This is a genomic window from Micromonospora sp. NPDC049891, assembly GCF_040660295.1.
Taxonomy (GTDB): domain Bacteria; phylum Actinomycetota; class Actinomycetes; order Mycobacteriales; family Micromonosporaceae; genus Micromonospora.
In genome coordinates, this window is the sequence record NZ_JBFAML010000005.1 from 106,070 (window position 1) to 129,427 (window position 23,358).

Here is a 23,358-nt window from a genome sequence, read left to right on the forward strand (position 1 = left end):
GCACGCGCCACCGGCCGCCCGGACGGGTGGCCGGTGGCGCGCAGCGGTCATCATTGGTTCATGATCCGATTCCTGCTGAACGTGCTCTGGCTCATCTTCGGCGGTGGCCTGGTGCTGGCGATCGGTTACGGCATCGCCGCCCTGATCTGCTTCGTGCTCGTCATCACCATCCCGTTCGGTGTCGCGTCGTTGCGGCTGGCGTCGTATTCGCTGTGGCCCTTCGGCCGGACCCTGGTGCCCAAGCCCGGCGTCGGGGTGGCCTCGGGTCTCGCCAACATCATCTGGGTGCTGCTGGCCGGCTGGTGGCTGGCGCTCTCGCACATCGTCGCCGGCGTCAGCCTCTGTCTGACCATCATCGGGATTCCGTTCGGCGTGGCCAACTTCAAGCTCGTCCCGGCGGCGATCTGGCCGTTGGGGCAGGAGGTCGTACCCGCACCGTGACGCCGGCGCGGCGTTTGAGCGTCGTGGACCGGGTACCGAGACGACGTGCGCAGCGAGGGGCAGCAGGGTCGACGCCCGGCCGGTACCGCACCGTCCCGCCGTGAGCGGGCGGTGCTGGTTCCGCCCGGCGGCGGTGTGCCGACGCCACCCCGGCGGGTCCACTGGACCGGGGCGGTGTCGGCACTGGGCTGCCCGCCGTTCCGGGCGTTCCTGGCCGGGGCGATCTGCGCCAGCACCGCCACCTGGATGCTCAACCTGACCGTGCCGTTGCTGCTCTACCAGGCGACCGGGCAGGCCGTCTGGGCCGGTCTCGGCGCGTTCGCGCAGTTCGTGCCGGCGATGCTCGGCTCCCCGGTCGGCGGGCTGCTGGCCGACCGCTACCCGCGCCGGGCCGTGCTGGCCGCCACCCAACTGGTCGCGCTGCTCGTCGCCCTGCTGCTGGCGCTGCTCAGCCGGAACGGCGCGGCGGCACCGGTGGCGTTGCTGGCCCTGGTCGCCGCCGCGGGGGCCGCCAACGGGGTGCAGACCCCGGCCTGGCAGAGCCTCATTCCACAACTCGTGCCACCCCGGCAGCTGCTCAACGCGATAGCACTCAACGCGATGCAGGCAAACGTCGCCCGCGCGTTGGGTCCGGTCCTGGCCACGGCGGTACTGGTCCGGTCCGGAAGCACGGCGGCGTTCCTGGTGGCGGCCGGCGCCAACGTGGTGATGCTGCTCGCGCTCGCCACGATCCGGCCCCGCACGCCCGCCGAACCCGCGCCGACGGAGCCGATGCTCGCCCGGCTGCGTGGCGGCGTGCGGTACACCCGCCGCGTCCCCGGGCTGCTGGTGGCGGTGCTGCTGGCCGGTTGTGTCTCCTTCGTCGGCACCCCGATCGTGCAGCTCGCCGCCGTCTTCGCCACCGACGTCTACGATGCCGGCACCGGCGGCGCCGGCCTGCTCGCCTCCGGTCTGGGCATCGGCGCCGTCCTCGGCGCGGTACTGCTCAGCGTGTACGGCAGCGGCCGACCACGGTCCGGTGTGGCCGGTGTGGCGCTGGCCGTGCACGGTTTCGCGACGTTCGCGCTGGCCGCGGCCCCGACGCTCGGGCTCGGCCTGGCCGCGGTGATCGTGCTGGGCACCAGCTATCTGGCGGTGCTCTCCACCGCGAACGTGACAGTGCAGGTGCTGGCGCCCGACGCCCTGCGGGGCCGGGTGGCCTCGCTGTACTGGATGGCGTTCGCCGGCGCCTACCCGCTCGGTGCGCTGGTGCAGAGCTGGCTGGCCGACCTGATCGGCGTGCGTTGGGCGGTGGCGCTCACCGGGCTCGCACTCAGTGTCGTGGTGCTCTGGTTGCGCCGGCGCCGGCTGCTCGACGCCCTCGACGGCCCGGCCCCCGCCGGCCGGTGAACGATCTTGTTTATCCGGTTTCGCGCCCGGGTAGCACCGAGGGTCACCGATCTGGGAGGAGTGACCGGGTGACCCGGGAGTGGCGCAACTGGTCCGGCAGCATCCGGTTCACCCCGAGGGGGATCCTGGAACCGGCAGACGAGTCCGAGGTGGTGCAGTTGGTGCGGCGCGCCCGCGACGCGGGCGGCACGCTGCGGCCGGTCGGTTCCGGTCACTCGTCGAGCCCGCTGGTGCGTACCGACGGGTTCCTGGTCAGCGTCGACCGGCTCGCCGGGGTGCTGTCGCACGACGCCGAGAGGGGCCGCGCCACGGTCGGTGCCGGCACCAGGTTGGAGGATCTCGGCGAGGGTCTGTTCGACGCCGGGTTGGCGATGGAGAACCTGGGCGACGTCGACTACCAGACGATCGCCGGCGCGACCGCGACCGGCACCCACGGCACCGGTCCCCGGTTCGGCAACCTGTCCACGCAGATCGCCGAGGTACGCCTGGTCACCGGCACCGGTGAGGTGCTGGACATCTCGGCGGACCGCAACGCCGAGCTGCTGCCGGCGGCCCGGCTGTCGCTCGGGGCGCTGGGCGTCGTCACCCGCCTCACGCTTGACGTCCAGAAGCACTTCGAGGTGGTCCGGCGTACCTGGTGCGCGCCGCTGGACTGGACGTTGGAGCACCGGGAGGAGTTGCAGCAGCGGCACCGCAACCTCGATTTCTACTGGTACCCCCGCAGCGACCTGACCCAGGTACGGGCGCTCGACGAGCGCGACGACCCGCCCGCGCCGAGCTGGACCGGCCCGATCCGGGAACTGGAGACCGGGCCGCTGCACCACAAGTTGCCGCAGGACCGCGACCTGCGGTTCGAGGAGATCGAGTACATGCTGCCCAGCGAGGCGTTCGACGAGTGCTTCGCCGCAGTACGTCGACGCATCCTGGACCGGCACCGGGTGGCCGTCGCGTGGCGGCTGCTGGTCCGCACCATCGCCGCCGACGACATCCACCTCAGCAACGCCAACGGCCGGGCCACGACCACCATCGCCTGCCTGCACAACGTCGGGCTGCCGCACGAGGAGTACTTCGCCGACCTGGAGGCGATCTTCCGGGACTTCGGTGGTCGCCCACACTGGGGCAAGAAGCACTCGCTGACCGCGAAGGAACTGCGCGAGCTGTACCCGGACTGGGACACCTTCGCCGCGATCCGCCGCCGGCTCGACCCGGACGGCGTCCTGCTCACCCCGGATCTCGCCCGGCTGCTGAAGGAGGCGTGATGGACCCGATCGGCGCGACGACCTGGGTGGTTCCCGGCGGGCGGATTCCCTTTCCCAGCCACGGCGAGGAACCGGAGTTCACCAGCTTCGACCAGGTGTGTGTGCTGAACACCGGTGACCACCCCGCGCAGGTGGAGCTGACCGTCTACTACACCGATCAGGACCCGGTCGGGCCGTACCCCTTCCGGGTGCCGGAGCGGCGGATCCGACACGTACGCCTCAACGATCTCGTCGATCCGGAGGCGATCCGCCTGGCCCGGCCGTACGGTCTCCTGCTGACCTCGTCGGTACCGGTGGTGGTGCAGTTCCAGCGGCAGGACACCCGGCTGCCTGGCGCGCTCGCCCTGACCGACGTGATCGCCCATCCAGTCGGGTAGGGTCCGTTCCCGGGATCCTGGTCCGCGACATCCTCAGGGGAGGCCCGAAGACGTGTTCCCCACGGCAGCAGCCAACGATCTGGGCGGTCGGGTGGCTCTGGTCACCGGGGCCAACCACGGCATCGGCGCGGCCACCGCCGTCGCGCTGGCCCGGTTGGGCGCCGCGGTACTGATCACCTATCTACGGTTGGACGACCCACCGGATCCGGGCATCCCCGACACGTACCGGCGCAACCGGGCCGGCGACGCGACCGAGGTGGTCGAACGGGTCCGCGCCGTCGGCGGCCGGGTGGTACCGGTCGAGGCGGACCTGGCGGACCCGGCAGTCCCGGCCCGGCTGTTCGACGTCGCCGAACGCGAGCTGGGCACTGTCGACATCCTGGTGAACAACGCCAGCGGCTGGCTGGCGGACACCTTCAAGCCCGCCGCTGTCGACCGGCACGGTCGGTCGTTGCGGCCGGTGAGCGCCGAATCCTTCGACGTCCAGTTCGCCGTGGACGCCCGCGCGGGCGCACTGCTGATCGCCGAGTTCGCCCGCCGCAACGTCGCCGCGCAGCGTGGCTGGGGGCGCGTCATCAGCCTCACCTCGGGTGGCAGCGACGGGTTCCCCGAGGAGGTCTCCTACGGTGCCGCCAAGGCGGCGCTGGTGAACTACACCATGTCCGCGGCACGCGAACTCGCGCCGTTCGGTATCACCGCCAACGCCGTGCACCCGCCGGTCACCGACACCGGCTGGGTCAGCGAGGAGGTACGCGCCGCTGTCGGCGACGACCCGCACCTGCTCCGGGTGGCCGAGCCCGAGGAGGTCGCCGAGGTGATCGCCTTCCTCGCCGGGGAGAGTGGGCGGCTGGTCACCGGCAACGTGGTCCAGTTGCGCTGACGGACTCACCAGTGGGCGCCGCCGCAGACGCCTTCGGCGTCCCGTGGCTCGACCTGCAACGTGGCGTGCTCGATGCTGAAGCGGTCGTGCAGCATCTGGCGCGCGGCGGCCAGCACCCGGGCCAGCTCGGCTCCGGTGTCCAGGGTGAGGTGTGCCGAAGCCACCTCCATTCCCGAGGTCAGGGTCCACACGTGCAGGTCATGCACGTCGGCGACCCCGTCGAGCCCGCGCAACCCGTCGCGCACCTCGGCGACGTCCACGTGCGGCGGTGCGGCCTGCACCAGGACCCGCAGCGCGGCGCGGGCGAGGCGGTAGGTGCGGGGCAGGATGAACAGGCCCACGCCGACGGCGACGATCGGGTCCGCGTACCACCAGCCGGTCAGGGCGATCACCCCGGCCGCGACGAGCACGCCGACCGAGGCGAGCAGGTCACCGAGGACCTCCAGGTAGGCGCCGCGCACGTTCAGGCTCTCCGTCGCGCCGGCGCGCAGCAGCAAGAAGGCGACCACATTGGCGACCAGCCCGGCCACGGCCACCGCCGCCATCGGACCGACCAGCACCTCCGGCGGTTCATCCAGCCGCCGCAGCGCTTCCACGAGCACGTAGACGGCTACCCCGGAGAGCAGCACCGCGTTGGCAAGCGCCGCCAGAACCTCCATCCGGTACAGGCCGAAGGTGCGCTGACCGTCCCGGGAGGTTCGGCTCGCGGCGGTGATCGCGGCGAGCGCCATGCCGATGCCCAGCACGTCGGTGAACATGTGCCCGGCGTCCGACAGCAGGGCCAGGGAACCGGTCACCCAGGCCCCGACCGCCTCCACAAGCATGAAGACCGCCAACAGGACGAAGGCCGCCCACAGTCGCCCGCGGTGTCTCTCCCCCGCCCCGACGACCCGCCGTCCGTGATCGTGCCCCACCCCGCACCCCCTCCATCCCCTCTCCACAACATATGCTGACATTGCTATAAGTGCAATCATCACCCCCGCCTGCGGGGTGGGGTGGGGTGGGTGGGGGTCAGTGGGTGTTGTCGAGGTTGAGCAGTACGACGCCGGCGATGACGAGAGCGACGCCGCAGACCTTGACGAGGGTCAGCGGTTCACCCAGGTAGGCCGCGCCGATGGCGACGATGGCGGCGGTGCCGAGACCCGACCACATGGCGTACGCGACGCCGACAGGTATCCCCTTGACCGCCTGGGCGAGCAGGGCGAACGCGGTCAGGTAGGCCACCGCCAGCCCCAGCGTCGGCCAGAGCCGGGTGAAGCCCTGCGTCGCCTTGAGCAGGCTGGTGCCGGTGACCTCCGCCGCGATGGCGAGCAGGAGAAAGACGTAGGCCACCCGGATCCTCTCTCCCGCTCGGTCCCCGCGTCGACAGCGGCAGCGTACGCGGGGCACTCGCCGCCCGGGAGCGACGGGCGGCCGGTCAGCGAGCCCGCCGGTTGGCGCGCAGGGCGCCGAGGATCACCTTCGGCGCGGCCAGTGAACTCGGGTGCTTCCGCATCGAGACGACGTCGTTGAACCGGCGGGCGGTGACCACGTCGGTGACCGTCGCCGCCACGATCTGCCGGCTCACCCAGCTGGAGAGCCGGTAGCCACGTGGGTAGGGGCCGTCGACGTGCGGCAGTGCCAGGTCGGCCGAGGTGGATATCGACCAGGCCGCGTCGACCACGATCTTCTGGAGGGCGAAGAAGTGGCGGGCCGGCAGGCTGAGGTCCGGGCCGGGCCGCAGGTAGCTCGCCAGGCAGGCCGCGTGCAGGGCGGCGGCGGTGATGCCCTGCCCGTACACCGGGTTGAACGAGGCGACCGCGTCACCGACGCTCACCAACCCGGCCGGCAACCGGGTCACCGCGTGGAAGTCCCGACGCCGGCTGTCGGCGTGCCGGTAGGTCTGCACGTCGCCGAGGATCTCGCTGTCGGCGACCACGGCGAACTCCGGTGGGAACTGTTCCCGCAACCGGCGGACGAAGTCCTCGGCGGTACGGCCGGGACGGTTCTCCCCGTAACCGGCCATCATGGCCATCCACCGGCCGTCCTCGATCGCGAAGAACGCGGCGCCAGCGACGTCCACGGACATCGTCGGGCTGTGCAGCGCCAGCACCACGGCGTGCTCAGGGTGCGCCTCGTGCCGCCGGAACAGGGCTGTCGCGTAGTTGAGGTTCACCGTCATCCGCCGCAGCGCCGGCCGTTCCCACCCGGCCTCCGCCAGCCAGTCGGACAACCGGCTGGACCGCCCCATGGCATCCACCACCAGGTCGGCGTGCTCCACACCTGGCGAACCGCCGACGTCGTACCGGACACCGGTGGTCACGGCACCGTCGAACACCAGCCCGGTGGCCCGCGCGGTGAGGGTCTTGACGTTCGGCAGTCGAAGCACCTGCTGCCGGATCAACGACTCCAGCAGCGGCCGGCTGCCGGCCAGGCTGTCGGCGTCGTCCGGTACGACGACCTTCAGCCGGCCGTCCAGGTAGTTCCGCCGGGCCGCGGGCGGGGCTTCGACAGCCCCCTGCGCCAGGGCCTCTTCCCGGAATCCGGGGAACAGCTGCTCCAGTTGAAGGAAGCCGCCGGGCAGCAGCGCGTGCAACTGGGTCCCCTGTGGCACGCCCGGTCGTCCACCGGTCGCGTGCAGGTCGTCGCGGTCGATGACCACCACGCTCTCGGCGTGGTCGGACAGCACCCGGGCGGCGAGCATCCCGGCGATGCTGCCGCCGATCACCACCGCCTTGTCCATGACAGGGGACGCCTGGTCGGGCGGTCGCACCGCGTTCAGCGCGGCGAAGACCCGAGCCGGAGAGAGGGACATCGTGCTCTCCAAAGGGGTACGAGGTGTGGCGCCTTTCCGCCTGCCTGCCAGTGGCCGATGCTCGGGCAGGCCGACGGAGCCGGACGGTCGGCATGACGCCCAACGATCGTTGCACAGCGAGGGAACGCAAACGCCGATCCGCCCGCCCCTCGGGCACCCGCGCCGAGGTGTCGATCCGGCCGGATCAGGTCCGGACGGCACCGTCCGGGGCCGGGTCGCGTCGGGTGCCCACCCGGTTGACCAGGTAACCGAAGGCGGCAGCCGTGAAGAACATGACGATGCCGTAGACCGCACCGGGAATCGCCATCTGGGTGTTGTTGAGCAGCGCCGGACTGAGCGCGATGGTGATGGCCAGGGTGCTGTTGTGGATGCCGATCTCGAATCCGGCCGCCTTGGCGGCGCTGCGCTCGACCCCGGCCAGCCGGGGCACCCCGTACCCGATGCCGAGGCTGAGCAGGTTGAACGCCAGCACGGCCAGGCCGACGGAGACGAAGTAGTCGGCGAGGTTGTCCCGCTCACCGAGCACGGCACCGGCGATCACCGCGACCAGTACCACCACGGACAGCACCCGGACCGGGCGGTTCAACCGCTCGGCGACCCGGGCCGCCCGCGCCCGGATCAACATTCCGACAGCGACCGGGATCAGCACGATCGCGAACACCTGGAGCACCTTGTCGAACTGAAGCCCGATGCTCCTCGCGCCGCCGAGGAAGTACGCCGCCGACAGGTTGACCACGATCGGCAGGGTGAACACGGCCAGCACCGAGTTGATCGCGGTCAGGGTGATGTTCAGGGCGACGTGCCCGCCGAAGAGGTGGCTGTAGAGGTTGGCCGTGGTACCGCCCGGGGAGGCGGCCAGCAGCATCATCCCGACACCCAGTTCGGGTGGCAGATCGAAGGCGAGGACCAGGCCGAAGCAGAGCGCCGGCAGCAGCAGGATCTGGCACACCAGCGCGATGACGGCGGCCTTCGGGTGTCGGGCCACCCGCCGGAAGTCAGCGGTGGTCAGGCCGAGACCCAGACCGAGCATGATGATGCCGAGGGCGACGGGTAGTCCGATCAGGGTCAGGGCGGAGTCCATGACACGACATCGTTACCACCTGGTAACGCACTCACAATCCTCCGTGTGGCCGGGGTACCGGCTCCCCGCGCTCAGAACTGGACGACCCGTCCCACCCGGGGTGGCGTACGGCCCGCGAGGACGTCGAGCCAGGCGTGCTCCAGCGCGGCCGGGCCGGTGCCGACCTGGACGTCGAGCCAGCCGCCCACCACCTCCGCGAACCGCCGCCAGGCATCGGCGAACCGCAGGTCGAGCCCGTCGCGGCCCCAGTCGAGACGGCGTTTGCGCATCTGTACCGGGGCGAAGAAGACCTCTCCGGCGGCGTCGGCGTTCGGGATCTGGTTGGTCAGGCCGACCGCGATGTCGCGTACCAGCCGGTCGCCGAGGTGCCGCCGCAGGGCGGCCCGGGTCGCGGGCGCACCGGACAGGTCGAGGTAGGCGGTCGGCACCGGGTCGAGGGCGGCGATCCCGTCGTACGGCAGCACCTCGTCGTAGCAGCCGAGCGAGCGGGTGAACCCGAGGTTGCCGGGCGAGGTGAGCCCGACCAGGCGTGGGCCACGCCCGCGCAGTTCGACGGCGGCGGCGTACGCGGTCTTGCTGGACGCCGACGAGAACACCAGCGAGGTCGCGCCGTAGCAGTCGTTGTCGACGACCTGGTCGGCCAACATGAAGGAGGTGAAGAAGAGCGGCCGGAACAGGATCAGCAGATCCTCCTGGTCGGCCCGGTACGCCGGGTCACCGACTGTCGAGCGGTACCCGTTGTACGGCGAGGGCAGCTCGGCCCGGTGGGCGCTGGAGTCCCGGAACCCGGAGCCGTCCACCCGGGAGGGCCGCACCACCAGGTGGCCCGCGGGCGGGAGATAGCCGTACACCCGCTGCCCCACCTCGACTCCGGCGACGGTCGAGGCGACCACCTCGGCGAAGCCCCACAACGGCGGCAGCCCCCACCGCCCGTCCAGCCCGTGCCGGTCGGGCGGGAAGAACTCCCAGTACCGCATCGAGTCGCCGAGCACCGCGTAGGTGATGTTGTTGGCGGTCAGTCCGACACGGTCCACGCGCAACAACGCCTCGCCGCCGGACAGCTCCGGCACGGCACTCTCCACGAGGGTGGTGCGGTTCAGCTCGACACGAGCCACGGCGAACGTCCAGGAGGCAGCCATGCTGAGACGCTAGGCAGCGAGGGCCACCGAGACAAGATGCACTGGTAGTGCAAAATCCCACTCCTCGTCGGCACCGCACAACCTTTCCTGGCGGGTCGGGGTCTTCCTGTCATGAACGATGCCCAGGCGGGGCTGGAGGGCGCAGGTGACCGATGACGGCTTCCGCGAGTTCGTCGAGGTCCGGTACACGGACCTGATCCGGACCGCGTACCTGCTCACCGGTTCCCGGCACGCGGCCGAGGATCTGGTGCAGATCGCGCTGATGCGGGCGATGGGCCGGTGGCGGCAGGTGGACGAACCGATGGCGTACGTCCGCCGGATCATGGTGAACGAGCGGACCAGGCTGTGGCGACGGTTCGGTTCCCGGGAGTTCCTCGCCGGTTTCACCGGTTCCTGGCACGCCCCGACCGAGCCGGGCCGGGACATGGCTGACGATGTCGTGGCCCGCGACGAGGTGCTCGCCGCGCTGCATCGCCTGCCGCCCCGGATGCGCGCGGTGCTGGTGCTGCGCTACTGGGAGGACCTCACCGAGTCACAGATCGCCGACGCGCTCGGATGCTCGGTGGGCACGGTCAAGAGCCAGTCCTCACGGGCACTGGCCCGGCTACGGGCGGTACTGCCGGCAGCACCGCCCCGGCCGACGACGCCGGAACGACAGGCACCACCACGGGACGTCGAAGAGGGTTCGCTGGCCGCGGTGCCGGACGCGTCGAGAAGGAGGGACCTGAGCGATGGCCGATGAGATCAGGCAGGCGCTGGCCCGGCTCGCCGAACCGGTGGTGCCGCAACCCGACCCGTACCAGCGGTTGCTACGTCGCGTGCGGCGACGCCGGCGGCGACAGACGGCGGTGACGGGTGTGGCCGCCCTGGTGCTGGCCGCGGTGACCATACCGCCTGTGGGCCTTGTGGGCCTGCTGAGGAACGACGAGTCCACGCTGGCTACGGTGGCGTACCAGCCGGCGAGTCCGATCGACGATCCGATGGTGCGGCGGCTGCTCGACTCGCCCACCCGGGGCAGTCTGGCCGGCGACACGGCGCTTGTCGCCACCATCGAACGGGAGTACCGGGCCGCCCGCGCCGAACTCCTTGTCGATCCGTCGTTGGACGAGGTGCGGGTGCTGTTCGCCCACGACGCGCCGGGGGCCCGCGTGGTGGTGGTGGCCTACCTGGACGACTCGCACGCACTGATTCGCCAGGCCACCGGCCCGGAAGGTGCTTCCGTGCCGGAGTTGCTCGGCCAGACCGGGACACCGGACGAACCGCAGGAGTTGACTCCGTACCTCTTCTTCGGACGGTACTCCCGGGTTGACGCAGACCAGCCCGACGGTCTCGCGGTCGGCCTGGCACCGGCCGGTTGCCGTGTGGAGACCTCGAACGACGGTCGGCTCCAGCCGGACGGATCCGTCATCAGGTCCTGGCAGCCGGAGACCAACGACGGTTACGTGGTGCAGGCGGGTATGCCGGGCGGACGGTGGCAGTTCACCTGCGACGGGATCGTGCGGTACGCGGGTCCGGGCCGGATCGCCCTACAGACGAACGTGCCGGTCCCTCCGGACCCGCGCCCCGACCTCAGCGTCTCCGCCGTTCGCGAACTGCGCGACATGCTTTACGGCGACGGACTCGCCGGCTCGACGCCCCAGGTGCTCTGGACCGGTCGGTTGCCCACCAGGGTTGCCGACGCGCCGGAAGCCGTCCTGGTCAGGTCCTGCTCGGCCGATGGTGGCTGTGCCGCACTACTCAAGTCCGACGCCCGCGCGCTTGCCGGACCGGAGTCAGCGGTTCTGACCTTTGACCGCACCGGCTTCGGGAGCGCCGACCTTGTCGCAGTGCCGTTGCCGGGCCAGACTGCCGGCGTGCTGGTGGCCGGGCCGGAGTCGGCGACGCGCGCCGAGCTGATCGACGCGCGGGGGTCTACGGTGACCGAGGGACCGCTCACTGGCGGGATCGGGGTCTTCGAGATCGACAGTCGCACGATCGCCGGGGTGCGGGTCCTCGACAGTGCGGACCAGCCGTTGCACACGGTCGCCACGCCGCACCTCACCGCCGACAGATACGAGTTCGCTGAACCGACGGTCTGGGCCTGGTGACGCGTCGCCCCCGAACCTGAAGGGTGCGGGGGCGCCTCGACGGTGGGGCCCGATGCGGCTACGCCGCCATGCGGCGGGTCAGCTCGGCCGCCCGGTAGGCCGCGACGCGACTGGCCTGACCGGCCACGAAGCGCCGCAGCGGTGCCGGTGCGTGAGCGGTGACCCGTTCGTCGACCCGGGTGCCCGCCGGTACCGGAGTCAGCTCGACCACCGCGCGCAGCGACACCCAGCCCGGGCTGCGCACCTCGCTGACCAGCGGGCCGTGCGGTGGCGTCGAGACCAGGCGGACCCGGATGCGGTTGTCCCAGCGCACCGGACCGACCAGCCGGAACCGCTCGACGGCGAGGTAGTCGGCGACCGCCCGGCCCTCGGCGTCGTGACCGTGCCGCACGTCGTCGACCGCCACGATCAGCGGCGACAGTCCGATGTAGCTGCGCGGATCGGCCAGGTGCGCGTACACCACCTCCGGCGGGGCCGCGACGGTGCAGGTCGTCTCGAACGCGATGGGCGGCTTCCGGTCCTCGGGCACGCCCCATGGTGGCACGCCGACGGCGGGACGGTGTCCCGCCGTCGGCGTCCCCGACCGGTCAGGACGGCCGGGCCGCCTTCTCCAGCCCGCGCTCGACGGCCGCGATGAGCTGCGGGCGCAACTCCTCGGGCCGGACGATGGCGTCCACCGAGCCGACCTCGACCGCACGTTGGATGCTGTGCACGCCGTCGAACTCGGCGGCCACCTCCGCCAGCTTCTCCGCCCGCACCGACGCGCGCACGTCCATCAGCTGCGTCACAAGTGCCGCCCGCTGCCCGCCGGTCGCCGCCGCGACGCGCGCCTCCAGCTCGGCAACCCTCGGATCCTTCGCCGTACGGGCGTTGACGTCACCGGCGAACACCACGGCCGCTGCGGGCGCGCCGCCGATGACGGAGGCGAACGAACCTTCCACGGCGAGGACCGTCATGTTCGGGTTGAGGGCCTTGGAGAAGACCACGAACGCACCACCGTGGTACCGCGAGATCACGCAGAAGACGATAGGTCCGTCGAAGTTGACGATCGCCCGGCCGATCTCCGCGCCGTACTCCAGCTGCAACTGTCGCATCGACTCCGGCGAGCCGTCGAAGCCGGAGAGGTTCGCCAGCACCACAAGCGGACGGTTCCCGCTTGCCGCGTTTATCGCTCGGGCGGCCTTCTTGGACGAGCGCGGGAAGAGCGTGCCGGCGGTGTAGGTGTCCGGCCCGTCGGTGGGCGGGAACCCGCGTCGCGGCACCGAACGGGACTCGATGCCGAGCAGGCACACCGGGATGCCGCCCAGGTGCACGTCCTGCACGACAGCCGTCTCGGCATCGGCCATGCCCGCCCAGCGTTCCAGGACCGCGTGGTCCTGGTCGGCCAAGGCCCGCATCAGCGTACGGATGTCGAACGCCTTCTTGCGGTCCGGGTTACGTTCCCGCGAGAAGATCTCACCGACGGTGGTGAAGTCACTGTCCGGTACCGCGTGCGGGTAGTCGGAGATGTCGCGCTCGACCGGGTCGGTGGTGACCGCCCGGCGTGGTCGGGTCTCCCCCGGTGCCACGTACGCGTGGTCGTGGTACGTCATCAGAACCTGGTGGGCACCGCGCAGGTCCGGCGCCCAGTACTGGGCCTGACCGTTGGGGCCCATCACCCGGTCGTAGCCGCCGATGCCGAAGTTGTCCTCGGCGGACACCCCACCGGAGAAGTCCAGCGACTGCTTGCCGGTCAGCACCATCGCCGAATCCGGGGTCATCACCAGGATGCCCCTGGTGTGCATGAGCATCGTGGCTTCGGCGTTCCAGTACGGCTGGGCACCCACGGTGATCCCCGCGACGACGATGTTGATCTCACCGCCGGCCTGGGTGAACTCGACGATCCGCTTGAGCGCGGCGGCCACCCAGTCCATGTTCTCGGTACCCGAACTCATCGAGATCCGCGCGCCGGCCGACAACGCGAACCAGTCGACAGGTAGGCGCATCCGCTCGGCCAGGTCGAGCGCGGCGATCACCCGGGCGCACTCCGGCTCGGCCAGCGCGCCCAGCGCCCTGGTCGGGTCGCCGAGCAGCACCACCCGGGTGACACCTTCCGGGTAGCGCTCGGTCGGCGTGCTCGCCACCCCGACCACGATGCCCGCCCGGTTGTGTCCCTTCGGCCGCTGCACCGGGACCAGCTCGCCGGAGTCGGCCAGGTCGTACTCGACGAAACTGCCGTCACGGCCGGCAAGCATCTCGGTCAGCTCGTACGGGTAGGTGGTGCCGCGTCGCCGAGCCGACAGCACCTTCTGCCGGTAGTCGTCGAGCGGTTGGATCAGCTCCGCCGTCGGCTCGGTGACCGAGATCCGCATGCCCTCGTCGTAGGAGATCTGCACCGCGATGTCGATCAGCTCGCCGGTGTCCTCGTCCCGCTGGCGGCCGAGGAAGAGCACCTCCTCCAGCCCGGCGTCCGCCGTGATCGGCAGCACCCGCTGGGCGACGGTGTTCAGCTCCTCGATGCTGAGGTCGTTCGGCGGCCAGACGAAGAGGGTGATCCGGTTGGTGTCGAACCGCTTCTTCGCCGGGCGCTGCGCCTGCACCTTGCGGATCGCGTCGAGGCAGGCGTCGAGCGCGCCCTCGACCGCGGGCAGCGCCAGGATCCGGCCCTCGGTGTCGCGCAGCGGGGTGAGGTCGCGTACCTGGGCCATCGCGGCGAGCCGCTCGTCGGCCGGATTGTCCGGCGCGACACAGTGGAAGAGGTACACCTCCTCGTCCGCCGAGGGGAGCCGGGTCAGGTCGAAGTTGCGGAGCCGGGGCAGTTGCAGACGCTGGGCGATCAGCGGATGCAGGCCCCGGATCACCCGGTCCTCACCGAGGTCGGACCGGAAGGTGAAGTGGTGGTGCATCTCGGTGCCGTTACGCCCGGCCACCGAGATCGTCGCCCGCTGGAGCACGTCCAGCAGGCCGGCCTGGTCGAGCACCTCCCGCAGGGTCGCGGCCATCGCCTCCACGTCGGGCTGGTCGGCCCAGGTCAGGTACACGTCGGCGACCGTCGGCGCTGGATCGCGGCCGGGAGCCGTCGGGCCGGCCGCCTCGCCGCCGACAAGCGCGGCGACCTTCGTCAGGGTCGCCGGCAGTCCGTCGAAATCCGTTGCCGCGGCGACCAGCCGGAAGCGTTCGTCGTCGCGGTCGTAGCCGGCCGTGAAGAACGACTGCCCCGCCACCTCGACGGCTCGGGCTTCGCTCGCGCCACGGTTGCCGTAGTAGCGGCGGCTGAGCACCTCGAGCATCGGGCCGTGATCGGCACCCGGCCGGCCGATGCGCTGGGCGAGCAGCCGCACCAGCGGCTCGGGTGAGGCGACCATCGTCGCGATCCGCTCGGCGCGGTCGACCGCGTCGGGGTTGCGGTCGAGGTAGCGCAGGTTGCTGCGGACATCGGCGTACACCTCGGCCCGCTTGCGTCGCAGCATCGGCTGCGCCGCCCAGCGGAACACCACGCTGCGGGCGAGGTCACCGACCACCGGGAAACGACGCTGGGTGGCGAAGATCAGGTGTTCCAACGCCTGACCGACCAGCTCGCGCAGGCTCTCGGCCGGCGGCGGCTCGGTCAGCCACCGTTGCAGGAAGGTGACGATCACCTTCACGTCGGCCGCCGCCCGCTGCTGCGCGAGGAAGATCCGGAAGACCGCCTCCTCCAGCTCCGGGGTGCGTTCGAAGCCGTCCACGCCGTAGTGGGCGAGCACCCGGGCGAGGCGCTGACGGAACGTCTCCGGCAGCGCGGCCCGATCGACGTCCAGGCACTGGAGGTAGGTGTGGAAGTACTCGCGCGGGCTGTGCACCCGGGTGTCGGCCCTGGTCTCCTCGCCGGCCGGACGGTTGCGGCTGAGCTCGGACAGGTCGGCGAAGACCTGGAGCAGCTCGACCTCCTCCTCCAGCGGCCGGTGGGGCAGTTCCTCCCGGGCGGCCAGGTAGGCGGCGAGGGCTCGGCGTTCGTCGCGGGGGTCCAGGTCGTACCCGAGCAGCAGACTGCGCAGGTCGGCGATGCCACGTGCGACGCGATCGCCGGCGGACCGGCCGGTCGGCTCGGGCGGCAGCTCCAGGTCCACGGCCGCGGACTTGGCGGGCTCGCTGGCGGCCCCGTCACCGATCGGTTCCAGGCGCAGCAGCGGCGCGCCGGTCTCCACCTGGCTGCCGACGGAGACCAGACACTCGCGCACCTTCGCCGCGAACGGGGCGCGCAGCACGGTCTCCATCTTCATGCTTTCCAGGACCAGCACCGGCGCGCCGGCCTCGACCTCGTCGCCCACCGCGAGCGGGGTCGCGACGACAAGCGCGGGTGACAGGGAGCGCAGCACCCCGCCCTCGTCCCGGCTGACCCGGTGCGTGACGCCGTCCACCTCGACCAGGTGGATGGGCCCGTGGGTGTCGGTGACCAGCCGGAATCGCCGGCCGTTGACCAGGATCCGCCCGCTGTGCTCGTCGAAGCGTTCCAGCTCGACGTCCATCGTGGACGCCTCGCCGACGCCTACCCGGAACCGGTGCGGTCCGGTCTGCGCGACCGAGACGCGGTAGGTCGCACCCCGCAGCTTCAGGTCGATCGGCCGGCCGCTGGCGTGCTGGACCTGGGGACGGCCACCGTGCGCGGTGGAGAGCAGCCGCTGCCGCTCGACGTGCGCCTCGTCCTCGTACGCCTCGATGGCGGCGGCGGCCAGCGCGACGCCGGAGTGCCGGGTGGAGACCAGCCGGCCCTCGGCGCGGACCCGGTCGATCCAGCCCGTGTCGGCGCTCGCGTCGATCACCTCGGGCTGTGCCAACAGGTCGAGCAGGAAGCTCTTGTTGCTCGCGCCACCCTCGATGATCACCGTGGTCTCGGCGACCGCGCGACGCAGCCGGCTCAGCGCCTCGTCGCGGCTGCGGCCGTACGCGATGATCTTCGCGATCATCGAGTCGAAGTCGGCGGGAATCACGTCACCCTCGCTGACCCCGGTGTCCACCCGTACACCGGGCCCACTGGGCAGCACCAGCCGTACGATCCGGCCGGGCGACGGCGCGAAGTCCCGGTCGGCGTCCTCGGCGTTGAGCCGGGCCTCGACGGCGTGCCCCGCCTCGACCGGGATCCGGTCGCCGAGCCGGCCGCCGGCGGCCACCTGGATCTGGGCCTTCACCAGGTCGAAGTCGGTGGTGGCCTCGGTGATCGGATGCTCCACCTGCAACCGGGTGTTGACCTCAAGGAAGGCGAACATCCGGTCACCTGGGTGGTAGAGGAACTCGACGGTGCCCGCTCCGCGATAGTCCACGGCCAGCGCGAGTCGCTCGGCCGCCTCCTTCAGCTCACGGGTCTGCTCCGCGTAGAGCACCGGCGAGGCGGACTCCTCGATCACCTTCTGGTTGCGTCGCTGCACCGAGCAGTCCCGTACGCCCAGCGCCCAGGCGGTGCCCTGACCGTCGGCGATCACCTGCACCTCGACGTGCCGCGCACCGGTGACCAGCCGCTCCAGGAAGACCACCCCACTGCCGAACGCGCGCTGCGCCTCCATGCTGGTGCGCTCGTACGCCTCGGCCAGGTCGGTGTCGCTGCGAACCACCCGGATGCCCCGACCGCCCCCGCCCGCGGTCGCCTTCAGCATCAGCGGATAGCCGATCTCGGCCGCCGCGCGCCGGGCCGCGTCGAGGCTCTCCACCGCGCCTCGGCTCCACGGTGCCACCGGGACACCGACCTCCTCGGCGATCAGCTTCGCACCGATCTTGTCGCCGAGCTTGCGCATCGCCTCCGGGCTGGGGCCGATGAACGTGACGCCGTTCTTCTCGCACAGCTCGGCGAAGGCCGGGTCCTCGGCCACGAAGCCCCAGCCCACCCAGGCCGCGTCGGCGCCGGTCTCGTGCAGTGCCCGTTCCAGGACCCGGTGGTCCAGGTACGGTCGCGCCGAGGCGGGCCCGAGGCAGTAGCTGTGGTCGGCCTCCCGCACGAAGGTGGCCGAGCGCTCCGCCTCGGTGTAGAGCGCGACGGTCTCGATCGGTGGGGCGTCGGTCTCGGCGTTGAGCTCGCGAACAGCGTGGATCAGCCGCATGGCGGCTTCTCCCCGGTTGACGATGGCGATGCGGCTGAACACCGAGCAGGCCTCCGGAAGATTCGTCCCTGACAGGAGGGGACGCTCCCTCGGACAGGGGGTCCCGCTCAACCAACCTTCGTGGCTACCGGCGGGTAAGGAAGACGTGGGAACTGCCACCTCCGGACAACGGATTTTGTCGAGACCCACCAACTCCACCCTCCGGTGCCGGCTCCGGGTGGCCCGGGTCACCATCCACGGCCGCCACCCGACCACGCCCGGTCGAAGCGACAAACACCCTGCGTGTCGGTGACATCTGCCAAGATCATCAACGTTTCCCTCGCGGACCTGGTGCTATACGGTCAGCAGGTGAGAGTTGAGCGTCACTGGTGGAACGGCGACCACACCCCGCGCGGGCGTCGCGACGTCTACATCCGCACCGACGGCGAATCGTGGGAGGTCGAGGCCCGGGCCGGCGGCGGCACCGGCCGCTCGAAGATCTACCCATGTCCCGGTCGCAAGTCGGCGGAGATCCTGGCCGGGGCGTGGATGGGCGGCCAGAGCCGCTGGCGGGTCGTGGCACCCTCCTGAACCTCGCCGAGGCAACCTCCGCACCGCCGGTCGGGTAGGCTGACAGTGCGATCCGCTTGACCGCGGGTCCGATTCGATGTCCCAGGCCCCGCGCCTTCGACGCGCCAGGCCACGGCCGGCACCGCAGCGCCGGGTGGGACGTCCCCTTCGACGTTCGGAGCCTTCATGGCGGCACGCCGCCCACAGCAACAGACCACCCCGCCCGCTCTCCCGACCTTCGCCGACCTGGGCGTGCCTGAGGCACTCACCCGGGTGCTGGCCACGGCCGGGGTGGACCGGCCGTTCCCGATCCAGGCCGCCACGCTGCCCGACGCACTTGCCGGTCGGGACGTGCTCGGTCGGGGCCGCACCGGTTCGGGCAAGACGTACGCCTTCGTCCTGGCCGTGCTCACCCGGCTGGCCGCGACCGCCACCCCGCGCCGACCCGGACGCCCCCGGGCGCTCATCCTCGCGCCCACCCGGGAGTTGGCCAGCCAGATCGACAGCGTGATGGCACCGCTGGCCCAGGCGCTGTCGCTGCGCACCATGACCGTGTTCGGCGGCGTCGCCGCCCGGCCGCAGATCACCGGACTGCGCGCCGGGGTCGACATCCTGGTGGCCTGCCCGGGCCGGCTGGCCGACCACGTGCAGGCCGGACACGCCCACCTGGACGCCGTCGAGATCAGCGTGCTCGACGAGGCCGACCACATGGCCGACCTCGGGTTCCTGCCGACCGTACGCCGGCTGCTGGAGCTGACCCCGCGTGGCGGGCAACGGCTGCTCTTCTCCGCCACCCTGGATTCCGGCGTCGACGTGCTGGTCCGGCGTTTCCTCACCGATCCGGTGGTGCACAGCGTCGACTCGACCAAGTCGCCGGTCGCCGCGATGACGCACCACGTGCTGCACGTGCACGCCGAGGACCGGTTCGCGGTGCTTGTCGACCTGACCGCCGCGCCGGGGCGGACCGTGGTGTTCACCCGCACCAAGCGAGGTGCCAAGACCCTCACCCGCCGGCTGGTCGCGGCCGGCGTGGCCGCGGTGGAGCTGCACGGCAACCTGGCCCAGGGTGCGCGGACCAGGAACCTCAAGGCGTTCTCCGACGGTACGGTGCGGACGCTTGTGGCCACCGACATCGCGGCCCGGGGCATCCACGTCGACGACGTGGCCCTCGTCGTGCACGCCGATCCACCCGTGGAGCACAAGGCGTACCTGCACCGCTCTGGGCGTACCGCCCGGGCCGGCGCGGCCGGGACAGTCGTCACGCTGATGACCGACACGCAGGCGCCCGAGGTGCGGGAACTGACCCGCAAGGCCGGCATCGCGGCGACCACCACCCGGCTGCGTCCCGGGGACGCGCTGTTGCGTGAACTCGCTCCGGGGGAACGGACCCTGGCGGTCGCGACGGCCGCCCGGCCGACCACCGCCCGCCGGGAGGCGTCGCCCGCACCCGCGGGTCGGGGTCGACGCGGCGGCAAGCCGGCTCAGGCCGCCTCGGCGCGGTCCACTCCGACCACCTCGGGTCGATCCGCTCCGGCCAACTCAGGTCGGTCCGCTCCGGCCAGTTCGGCGCGGTCCGGTGCCGCCCGGTCCGGTGCGGCAGCCTTCTCCGCCCGGGCCCGGCCCGGCGCGCGTGGCGGCGGTCGCTGAGCGGCACCGCCGCCCCGGACGCCCCCCGCCAACAGTCCTGAACAGCGCTTCCGAGAGCCCGCCGGCAATGCCGGCGGGCATTTCCTTGCGTCCGCCAAATACCTAGAACTACTATGCCTCATAGTTCTAGGTATTGGTGGTGGGAGGATCTCATGAAGGTCACCAAGGATCTCGTCGCCGCCTCGGCGACGCCGATGGTGCTGGGCATCCTGGCCGACGGGGAGAGCTACGGGTACGCGATCCTCAGACGGATCAACGAGCTGTCCGACGGCGAACTGGACTGGACCGAGGGGCTGCTCTATCCCCTGCTGCACCGGCTCGAACGGCTCGGTCACGTGGAGTCGAGCTGGCAGTCGGTACCCGGGGAGCGGCGACGCAAGTACTACCGGATCACCAACAGTGGCCTCGCGGAACTGGCCGAACAGCGACGCCAGTGGGACACCGTGGTCAACGCCCTCAAGGCGGTCTGGGTCGATCCCGGCGACGTCCGGCGCTCGACGGCGATTCCGCTCGGAGGCCTGGCATGACCGCGCCAGGCGGCCCCGAGGGCACGACTGCGCCGGGCGATCCGGACGGCACCACGGCGTCAGCCGGCCAGGACGGGTTGGAGGCCCAGTTCGCCCAGTGGCGTCACTACGTACGACGCCGCCCCGAATTGCAGAAGTCCGACACCGAGGAGCTGGAGGACCACCTTCGCGGCTCGGTCGACGAACTCGTCGCCGCCGGCCTACGGCCCGACGAGGCGTTCCTGGTCGCGGTCAAACGGCTCGGCGGCCTGGACGAGCTGTCCCGCGAGTTCGCCCGGGAACACTCGGAGCGGCTGTGGAAGCAACTGGTGCTGACCGGCGGCACCGACGATCCGGAGACGGACACCCGGTCCCGGCGCGACCTGGTCGCGATGATCATCTGTGCGGTCGGCGCGGCGGTGTCGATCAAGCTGCCGGAGTTGTTCGGCCTGGGCTTCCAACAGGACGGCGCCTTCTACGCGCCCAACTTCTCGCTGTTCGCGCTGCCCTGGCTGGCCGCGTACCTGGCCTGGCGCCGGCGGGCCGGAACAGCGCTGATCGGGGTGATGGTGGCCCTGTTCGCGCTCGGCGCGGTGGCCGCGAACGTCTACTCCCTCTCGGAGGACTCCCAGTCGCTGGTGCTGACCACCATCCATCTACCCATCGCCCTGTGGTTCGTGGTCGGCCTGGCGTACGTCTCCGACGACCTGCGCTCCTCGCGGCGACGCATGGACTTCATCCGCTTCACCGGCGAATGCTTCGTCTACTTCGTCCTCATCGCCCTTGGCGGCGGCGTGCTGACCGCCTTCACGGTCGGGACCTTCCAGGCCATCGGGATCGACCCGGAGGGTTTCATCTCCCACTGGTTGCTGCCCTGCGGCGTGGTGGCCGCGGTGGTCGTGGCCGGCTGGCTCGTCGAGGCCAAACAGAGCGTCGTCGAGAACATCGCTCCGGTGCTCACCCGACTGTTCACGCCGCTGTTCACCGCCGCGTTGCTGGCCTTCCTGGTCGCCCTGGTCTGGACCACCACCGGCATCAACGTCGAACGGGAGGCCCTGATCCTGTTCGACCTGCTGCTTGTCGTCGTGCTGGGACTGCTGCTCTACTCGATCTCGGCCCGCGACCCGCTGGCCCCGCCCGGCCTGTTCGACAGGTTGCAGCTCGCCCTCGTGGTCAGCGCGCTCATCATCGACGTGCTGGTGCTGTGGGCGATCACCGAACGCATCACCGAGTACGGCACCACCCCGAACAAGGCCGCAGCGCTCGGCGAGAACGTCATCCTGCTGGCCAACCTCGCCTGGTCGGCATGGTTGATGCTGGGATTCGTCCGTCGCCGTACCCCGTTCGCGGCCCTGGAACGCTGGCAGACCGGCTACCTGCCGGTGTACGCCGGCTGGGCCTGGATCGTGGTCCTGCTCTTCCCCCCGCTGTTCAACCACCTCTGAAGGCACTCCCACGCACCGTTGACGCGAAGGGGACGCGGGCCACCCGGTGGTCGGATCGGCACACCGGGTGGCCCGCGGCTGTCACTGTTCCGGCAGCCAGTCCGCCCAGGCCTCGGGGTTGGCGTCCAACCAGCGCTTCGCCGCCGCGTCTCGCGACATTCCGCTGGTGAGGTAGCTGGCAACGGTGTTCTGGTCGGCGTTGGTCCACTGGAAGTTGCGCAACAGGGTGACCGCAGTGCTGCCCGAGTTGGCGAATGACCGGTTCAACACCTTGTCCAGGTCGTAGGGCTGATAGTCACAGGCAACTTTCTTCGGGTCGGCGTCGCAACCCGGCGTGTACGGCGGCAACTTGATGTGCACCAGCTCCACCTCGGAGAGGAACCACTGCGGCGCGTAGAAGTAGCCGATAAGCGGTGTGCGCTCCTCCTCCGCCCGGCGGAACTGGTCGATCAGGGCGTCCTCACTGCCCGCGAAGACGACCTTGAAGTCGAGCTTCAGGTTCCGTACCAGGGCCTCGTCGTTTGTGACATAGGACGGATCGCCGGCGAGGAACTGGCCCTTGCCATCGGACTGCGGCGTCCGGAAAAGGTGGGCGTAGTCGTTCAGCTTGCGCCAGTCGGTGATGCCCGGGTACGCGTCGACCATCCACGGAGGGATGTACCAGCCGATGATGCCCCGGTTGCCGGTGATGCCGTGCTCGACGGCGACCTTCTCGTCGTCGATGTAGCGCTTCTTGAGGTCGTCGTGGCCCCAGTTCTCCAGAATCACATCGATCTCACCGGCGGCCAGCGCCGTCCAGGCGTCCTCCTCGGTCATGTCCCGCTCCTCGACGGTGCAGCCGAGCTGGTTCTTGGCGAGGTAGCTGACCACGGCCACGTTCGCCTCGTATCCCACCCAGGGGTTGACCGCGATGCGCAGGTCACCGCACGGCACCTGGGCTGCGCCGGGCGGCGCGACGCTCGACCGGACCTCGGCGGCGCAGCCGGCGAGCACCAGCACACCCGTGGCCGCCAATGCCAACGCCCTGATCCAGCCGGATCTGCTCCGCATGTCCCTACCTCTCCTTCTCCGCTCAACAGGTTTAACCCCACTCCGTCCACGCGGCGGCGATCCGATCGCGGCTCGCATCCGCCGCGGACGGTCACACCCCGACGGTGCGGTCACTGCGGCCGAGTCGCTGCGTCAGCACCTCTTCGGTGAGGGCCACGAGCACCTGCTTCACCGACTCGCGGCTCCGGGCGTCGCAGTCCACGACCGGCACGGTGGCCGCCAGACCGAGCGCCTCGCGTATCTCCTCGTGGTCGAAGCGCTGCGCGTGGTCGAAATTGTTGATCGCGAGGAGGAAGGGGATCTGATGGTCCTCGAAGTAGTCCAGGGCAGCGAAGGAGTCCTCGATGCGGCGGGTGTCGACAAGCACCACCGCGCCGAGCGCGCCGTCAACCAGGTCGTCCCAGAGAAAGGCGAAACGGTCCTGGCCCGGCGTACCGAAGAGGTAGAGCAGCAGCGTCTCCTCCAGGCTGATCCGCCCGAAGTCCAGCGCCACGGTGGTGGTGGTCTTCTCCCAGACACCGCGTACGTCGTCGACGCCCAGCGACGCCTCGGTCATGTCCGCCTCGGTGACCAGCGGCTCGATTTCCGAGATGGCACCGACGAAGGTCGTCTTACCCACACCGAACCCGCCGCTTATCACGATCTTCACGGCCATCGGCGCCAGCGG

20 protein-coding genes are annotated in these 23,358 nt (G+C 70.9%); 11 read left to right on the top strand and 9 right to left on the bottom strand.

The window, feature by feature from the left end; genetic code table 11:
* Window positions 1-60 precede the first annotated feature (60 nt).
* The 5 genes from AB0I71_RS09175 (at window position 61) to AB0I71_RS09195 (ending at window position 4,346) form a co-directional block, all read left to right on the top strand.
* Window positions 61-441 carry a YccF domain-containing protein gene (locus AB0I71_RS09175; protein ID WP_099851924.1) on the top strand — a complete coding sequence of 127 codons (381 nt, stop codon included), beginning with the start codon at window positions 61-63 and terminating at the stop codon, window positions 439-441.
* Window positions 442-486: 45 nt separating this feature from the next.
* A complete protein-coding gene (locus tag AB0I71_RS09180; RefSeq protein WP_357582721.1) occupies window positions 487-1,830 on the top strand; it encodes an MFS transporter in 1,344 nt (447 codons plus the stop codon).
* 68 nt (window positions 1,831-1,898) lie between these two features.
* Window positions 1,899-3,089 carry a D-arabinono-1,4-lactone oxidase gene (locus AB0I71_RS09185; protein WP_357582722.1) on the top strand — a complete coding sequence of 397 codons (1,191 nt, stop codon included), beginning with the start codon at window positions 1,899-1,901 and terminating at the stop codon, window positions 3,087-3,089.
* Window positions 3,089-3,466 (top strand): sensory rhodopsin transducer, encoded by a 378-nt coding sequence (locus AB0I71_RS09190; RefSeq protein ID WP_357582723.1) that lies wholly within the window; start codon window positions 3,089-3,091, stop codon window positions 3,464-3,466. Before AB0I71_RS09185 ends, AB0I71_RS09190 begins: the two co-directional genes overlap by 1 nt.
* Before the next feature lie 52 nt (window positions 3,467-3,518).
* Window positions 3,519-4,346: an SDR family oxidoreductase gene (locus AB0I71_RS09195; protein ID WP_357582724.1), complete on the top strand. Its 828-nt coding sequence runs from the start codon at window positions 3,519-3,521 to the stop codon at window positions 4,344-4,346.
* Window positions 4,347-4,351: 5 nt separating this feature from the next.
* On the opposite strand, the gene AB0I71_RS09200 is transcribed toward AB0I71_RS09195, so the two are convergent.
* The 5 genes from AB0I71_RS09200 to AB0I71_RS09220 all read right to left on the bottom strand — a co-directional run bounded on the left by AB0I71_RS09200 (window position 4,352) and on the right by AB0I71_RS09220 (window position 9,360).
* On the bottom strand, window positions 4,352-5,302 hold the full coding sequence (locus tag AB0I71_RS09200; RefSeq protein ID WP_357582725.1) for a cation diffusion facilitator family transporter: 951 nt from the start codon (window positions 5,300-5,302) through the stop codon (window positions 4,352-4,354).
* Window positions 5,303-5,357: 55 nt separating this feature from the next.
* Window positions 5,358-5,678 carry a multidrug efflux SMR transporter gene (locus AB0I71_RS09205; RefSeq protein ID WP_357582726.1) on the bottom strand — a complete coding sequence of 107 codons (321 nt, stop codon included), beginning with the start codon at window positions 5,676-5,678 and terminating at the stop codon, window positions 5,358-5,360.
* A gap of 85 nt (window positions 5,679-5,763) precedes the next feature.
* Window positions 5,764-7,140 (bottom strand): FAD-dependent oxidoreductase, encoded by a 1,377-nt coding sequence (locus AB0I71_RS09210; RefSeq protein ID WP_357582727.1) that lies wholly within the window; start codon window positions 7,138-7,140, stop codon window positions 5,764-5,766.
* Between the two features lie 184 nt (window positions 7,141-7,324).
* Window positions 7,325-8,221, bottom strand: coding sequence for a bile acid:sodium symporter family protein (locus tag AB0I71_RS09215; protein ID WP_357582728.1), 897 nt, complete (start codon window positions 8,219-8,221; stop codon window positions 7,325-7,327).
* Window positions 8,222-8,292: 71 nt separating this feature from the next.
* Window positions 8,293-9,360: a DUF2855 family protein gene (locus tag AB0I71_RS09220; protein ID WP_357582729.1), complete on the bottom strand. Its 1,068-nt coding sequence runs from the start codon at window positions 9,358-9,360 to the stop codon at window positions 8,293-8,295.
* Between the two features lie 145 nt (window positions 9,361-9,505).
* Here AB0I71_RS09220 and AB0I71_RS09225 point away from each other — a divergent pair, with 145 nt between their 5' ends.
* Window positions 9,506-10,102, top strand: a complete 597-nt coding sequence (locus AB0I71_RS09225) for a SigE family RNA polymerase sigma factor (RefSeq protein WP_357582730.1) — start codon at window positions 9,506-9,508, stop codon at window positions 10,100-10,102.
* Window positions 10,092-11,447 carry a hypothetical protein gene (locus AB0I71_RS09230; protein ID WP_357582731.1) on the top strand — a complete coding sequence of 452 codons (1,356 nt, stop codon included), beginning with the start codon at window positions 10,092-10,094 and terminating at the stop codon, window positions 11,445-11,447. The genes AB0I71_RS09225 and AB0I71_RS09230 overlap by 11 nt, the downstream gene beginning before the upstream one ends.
* Before the next feature lie 58 nt (window positions 11,448-11,505).
* Here the strand turns inward: AB0I71_RS09230 and AB0I71_RS09235 are convergent, their stop codons facing one another.
* Together AB0I71_RS09235 and AB0I71_RS09240 are read right to left on the bottom strand one after the other, a co-directional pair.
* Window positions 11,506-11,976: an SRPBCC family protein gene (locus tag AB0I71_RS09235; RefSeq protein ID WP_357582732.1), complete on the bottom strand. Its 471-nt coding sequence runs from the start codon at window positions 11,974-11,976 to the stop codon at window positions 11,506-11,508.
* 58 nt (window positions 11,977-12,034) lie between these two features.
* Window positions 12,035-17,536 carry a biotin carboxylase N-terminal domain-containing protein gene (locus tag AB0I71_RS09240; RefSeq protein ID WP_357582733.1) on the bottom strand — a complete coding sequence of 1,834 codons (5,502 nt, stop codon included), beginning with the start codon at window positions 17,534-17,536 and terminating at the stop codon, window positions 12,035-12,037.
* A gap of 306 nt (window positions 17,537-17,842) precedes the next feature.
* Here AB0I71_RS09240 and AB0I71_RS09245 point away from each other — a divergent pair, with 306 nt between their 5' ends.
* The 4 genes from AB0I71_RS09245 (at window position 17,843) to AB0I71_RS09260 (ending at window position 21,641) form a co-directional block, all read left to right on the top strand.
* On the top strand, window positions 17,843-18,064 hold the full coding sequence (locus AB0I71_RS09245; RefSeq protein ID WP_099851929.1) for a hypothetical protein: 222 nt from the start codon (window positions 17,843-17,845) through the stop codon (window positions 18,062-18,064).
* 165 nt (window positions 18,065-18,229) lie between these two features.
* Window positions 18,230-19,690 carry a DEAD/DEAH box helicase gene (locus tag AB0I71_RS09250; protein WP_357582734.1) on the top strand — a complete coding sequence of 487 codons (1,461 nt, stop codon included), beginning with the start codon at window positions 18,230-18,232 and terminating at the stop codon, window positions 19,688-19,690.
* A 152-nt stretch (window positions 19,691-19,842) separates the two neighbouring features.
* Window positions 19,843-20,217: a helix-turn-helix transcriptional regulator gene (locus AB0I71_RS09255; RefSeq protein WP_357582735.1), complete on the top strand. Its 375-nt coding sequence runs from the start codon at window positions 19,843-19,845 to the stop codon at window positions 20,215-20,217.
* Entirely contained in the window at window positions 20,214-21,641 is a 1,428-nt protein-coding gene (locus AB0I71_RS09260) for a permease prefix domain 1-containing protein (RefSeq protein ID WP_357582736.1), read from the top strand. Before AB0I71_RS09255 ends, AB0I71_RS09260 begins: the two co-directional genes overlap by 4 nt.
* Before the next feature lie 81 nt (window positions 21,642-21,722).
* Here AB0I71_RS09260 and AB0I71_RS09265 read toward each other — a convergent pair whose 3' ends face one another.
* Both AB0I71_RS09265 and AB0I71_RS09270 read right to left on the bottom strand, forming a co-directional pair.
* A complete protein-coding gene (locus AB0I71_RS09265) occupies window positions 21,723-22,691 on the bottom strand; it encodes an ABC transporter substrate-binding protein (protein WP_357582737.1) in 969 nt (322 codons plus the stop codon).
* Window positions 22,692-22,782: 91 nt separating this feature from the next.
* A complete protein-coding gene (locus AB0I71_RS09270) occupies window positions 22,783-23,346 on the bottom strand; it encodes an ATP/GTP-binding protein (RefSeq protein WP_357582911.1) in 564 nt (187 codons plus the stop codon).
* Window positions 23,347-23,358 lie beyond the last annotated feature (12 nt).

Coding starts and splice junctions, on each gene's coding strand:
- AB0I71_RS09175 (WP_099851924.1), top strand. CDS start 61: ATGATCCGATTCCTGCTGAACGTGCTCTGGCTCATCTTCGGCGGTGGC.
- AB0I71_RS09190 (WP_357582723.1), top strand. CDS start 3,089: ATGGACCCGATCGGCGCGACGACCTGGGTGGTTCCCGGCGGGCGGATT.
- AB0I71_RS09200 (WP_357582725.1), bottom strand. CDS start 5,302: ATGTCAGCATATGTTGTGGAGAGGGGATGGAGGGGGTGCGGGGTGGGG.
- AB0I71_RS09210 (WP_357582727.1), bottom strand. CDS start 7,140: ATGTCCCTCTCTCCGGCTCGGGTCTTCGCCGCGCTGAACGCGGTGCGA.
- AB0I71_RS09215 (WP_357582728.1), bottom strand. CDS start 8,221: ATGGACTCCGCCCTGACCCTGATCGGACTACCCGTCGCCCTCGGCATC.
- AB0I71_RS09220 (WP_357582729.1), bottom strand. CDS start 9,360: ATGGCTGCCTCCTGGACGTTCGCCGTGGCTCGTGTCGAGCTGAACCGC.
- AB0I71_RS09230 (WP_357582731.1), top strand. CDS start 10,092: ATGGCCGATGAGATCAGGCAGGCGCTGGCCCGGCTCGCCGAACCGGTG.
- AB0I71_RS09250 (WP_357582734.1), top strand. CDS start 18,230: ATGGCGGCACGCCGCCCACAGCAACAGACCACCCCGCCCGCTCTCCCG.
- AB0I71_RS09255 (WP_357582735.1), top strand. CDS start 19,843: ATGAAGGTCACCAAGGATCTCGTCGCCGCCTCGGCGACGCCGATGGTG.
- AB0I71_RS09260 (WP_357582736.1), top strand. CDS start 20,214: ATGACCGCGCCAGGCGGCCCCGAGGGCACGACTGCGCCGGGCGATCCG.
- AB0I71_RS09265 (WP_357582737.1), bottom strand. CDS start 22,691: ATGCGGAGCAGATCCGGCTGGATCAGGGCGTTGGCATTGGCGGCCACG.
- AB0I71_RS09270 (WP_357582911.1), bottom strand. CDS start 23,346: ATGGCCGTGAAGATCGTGATAAGCGGCGGGTTCGGTGTGGGTAAGACG.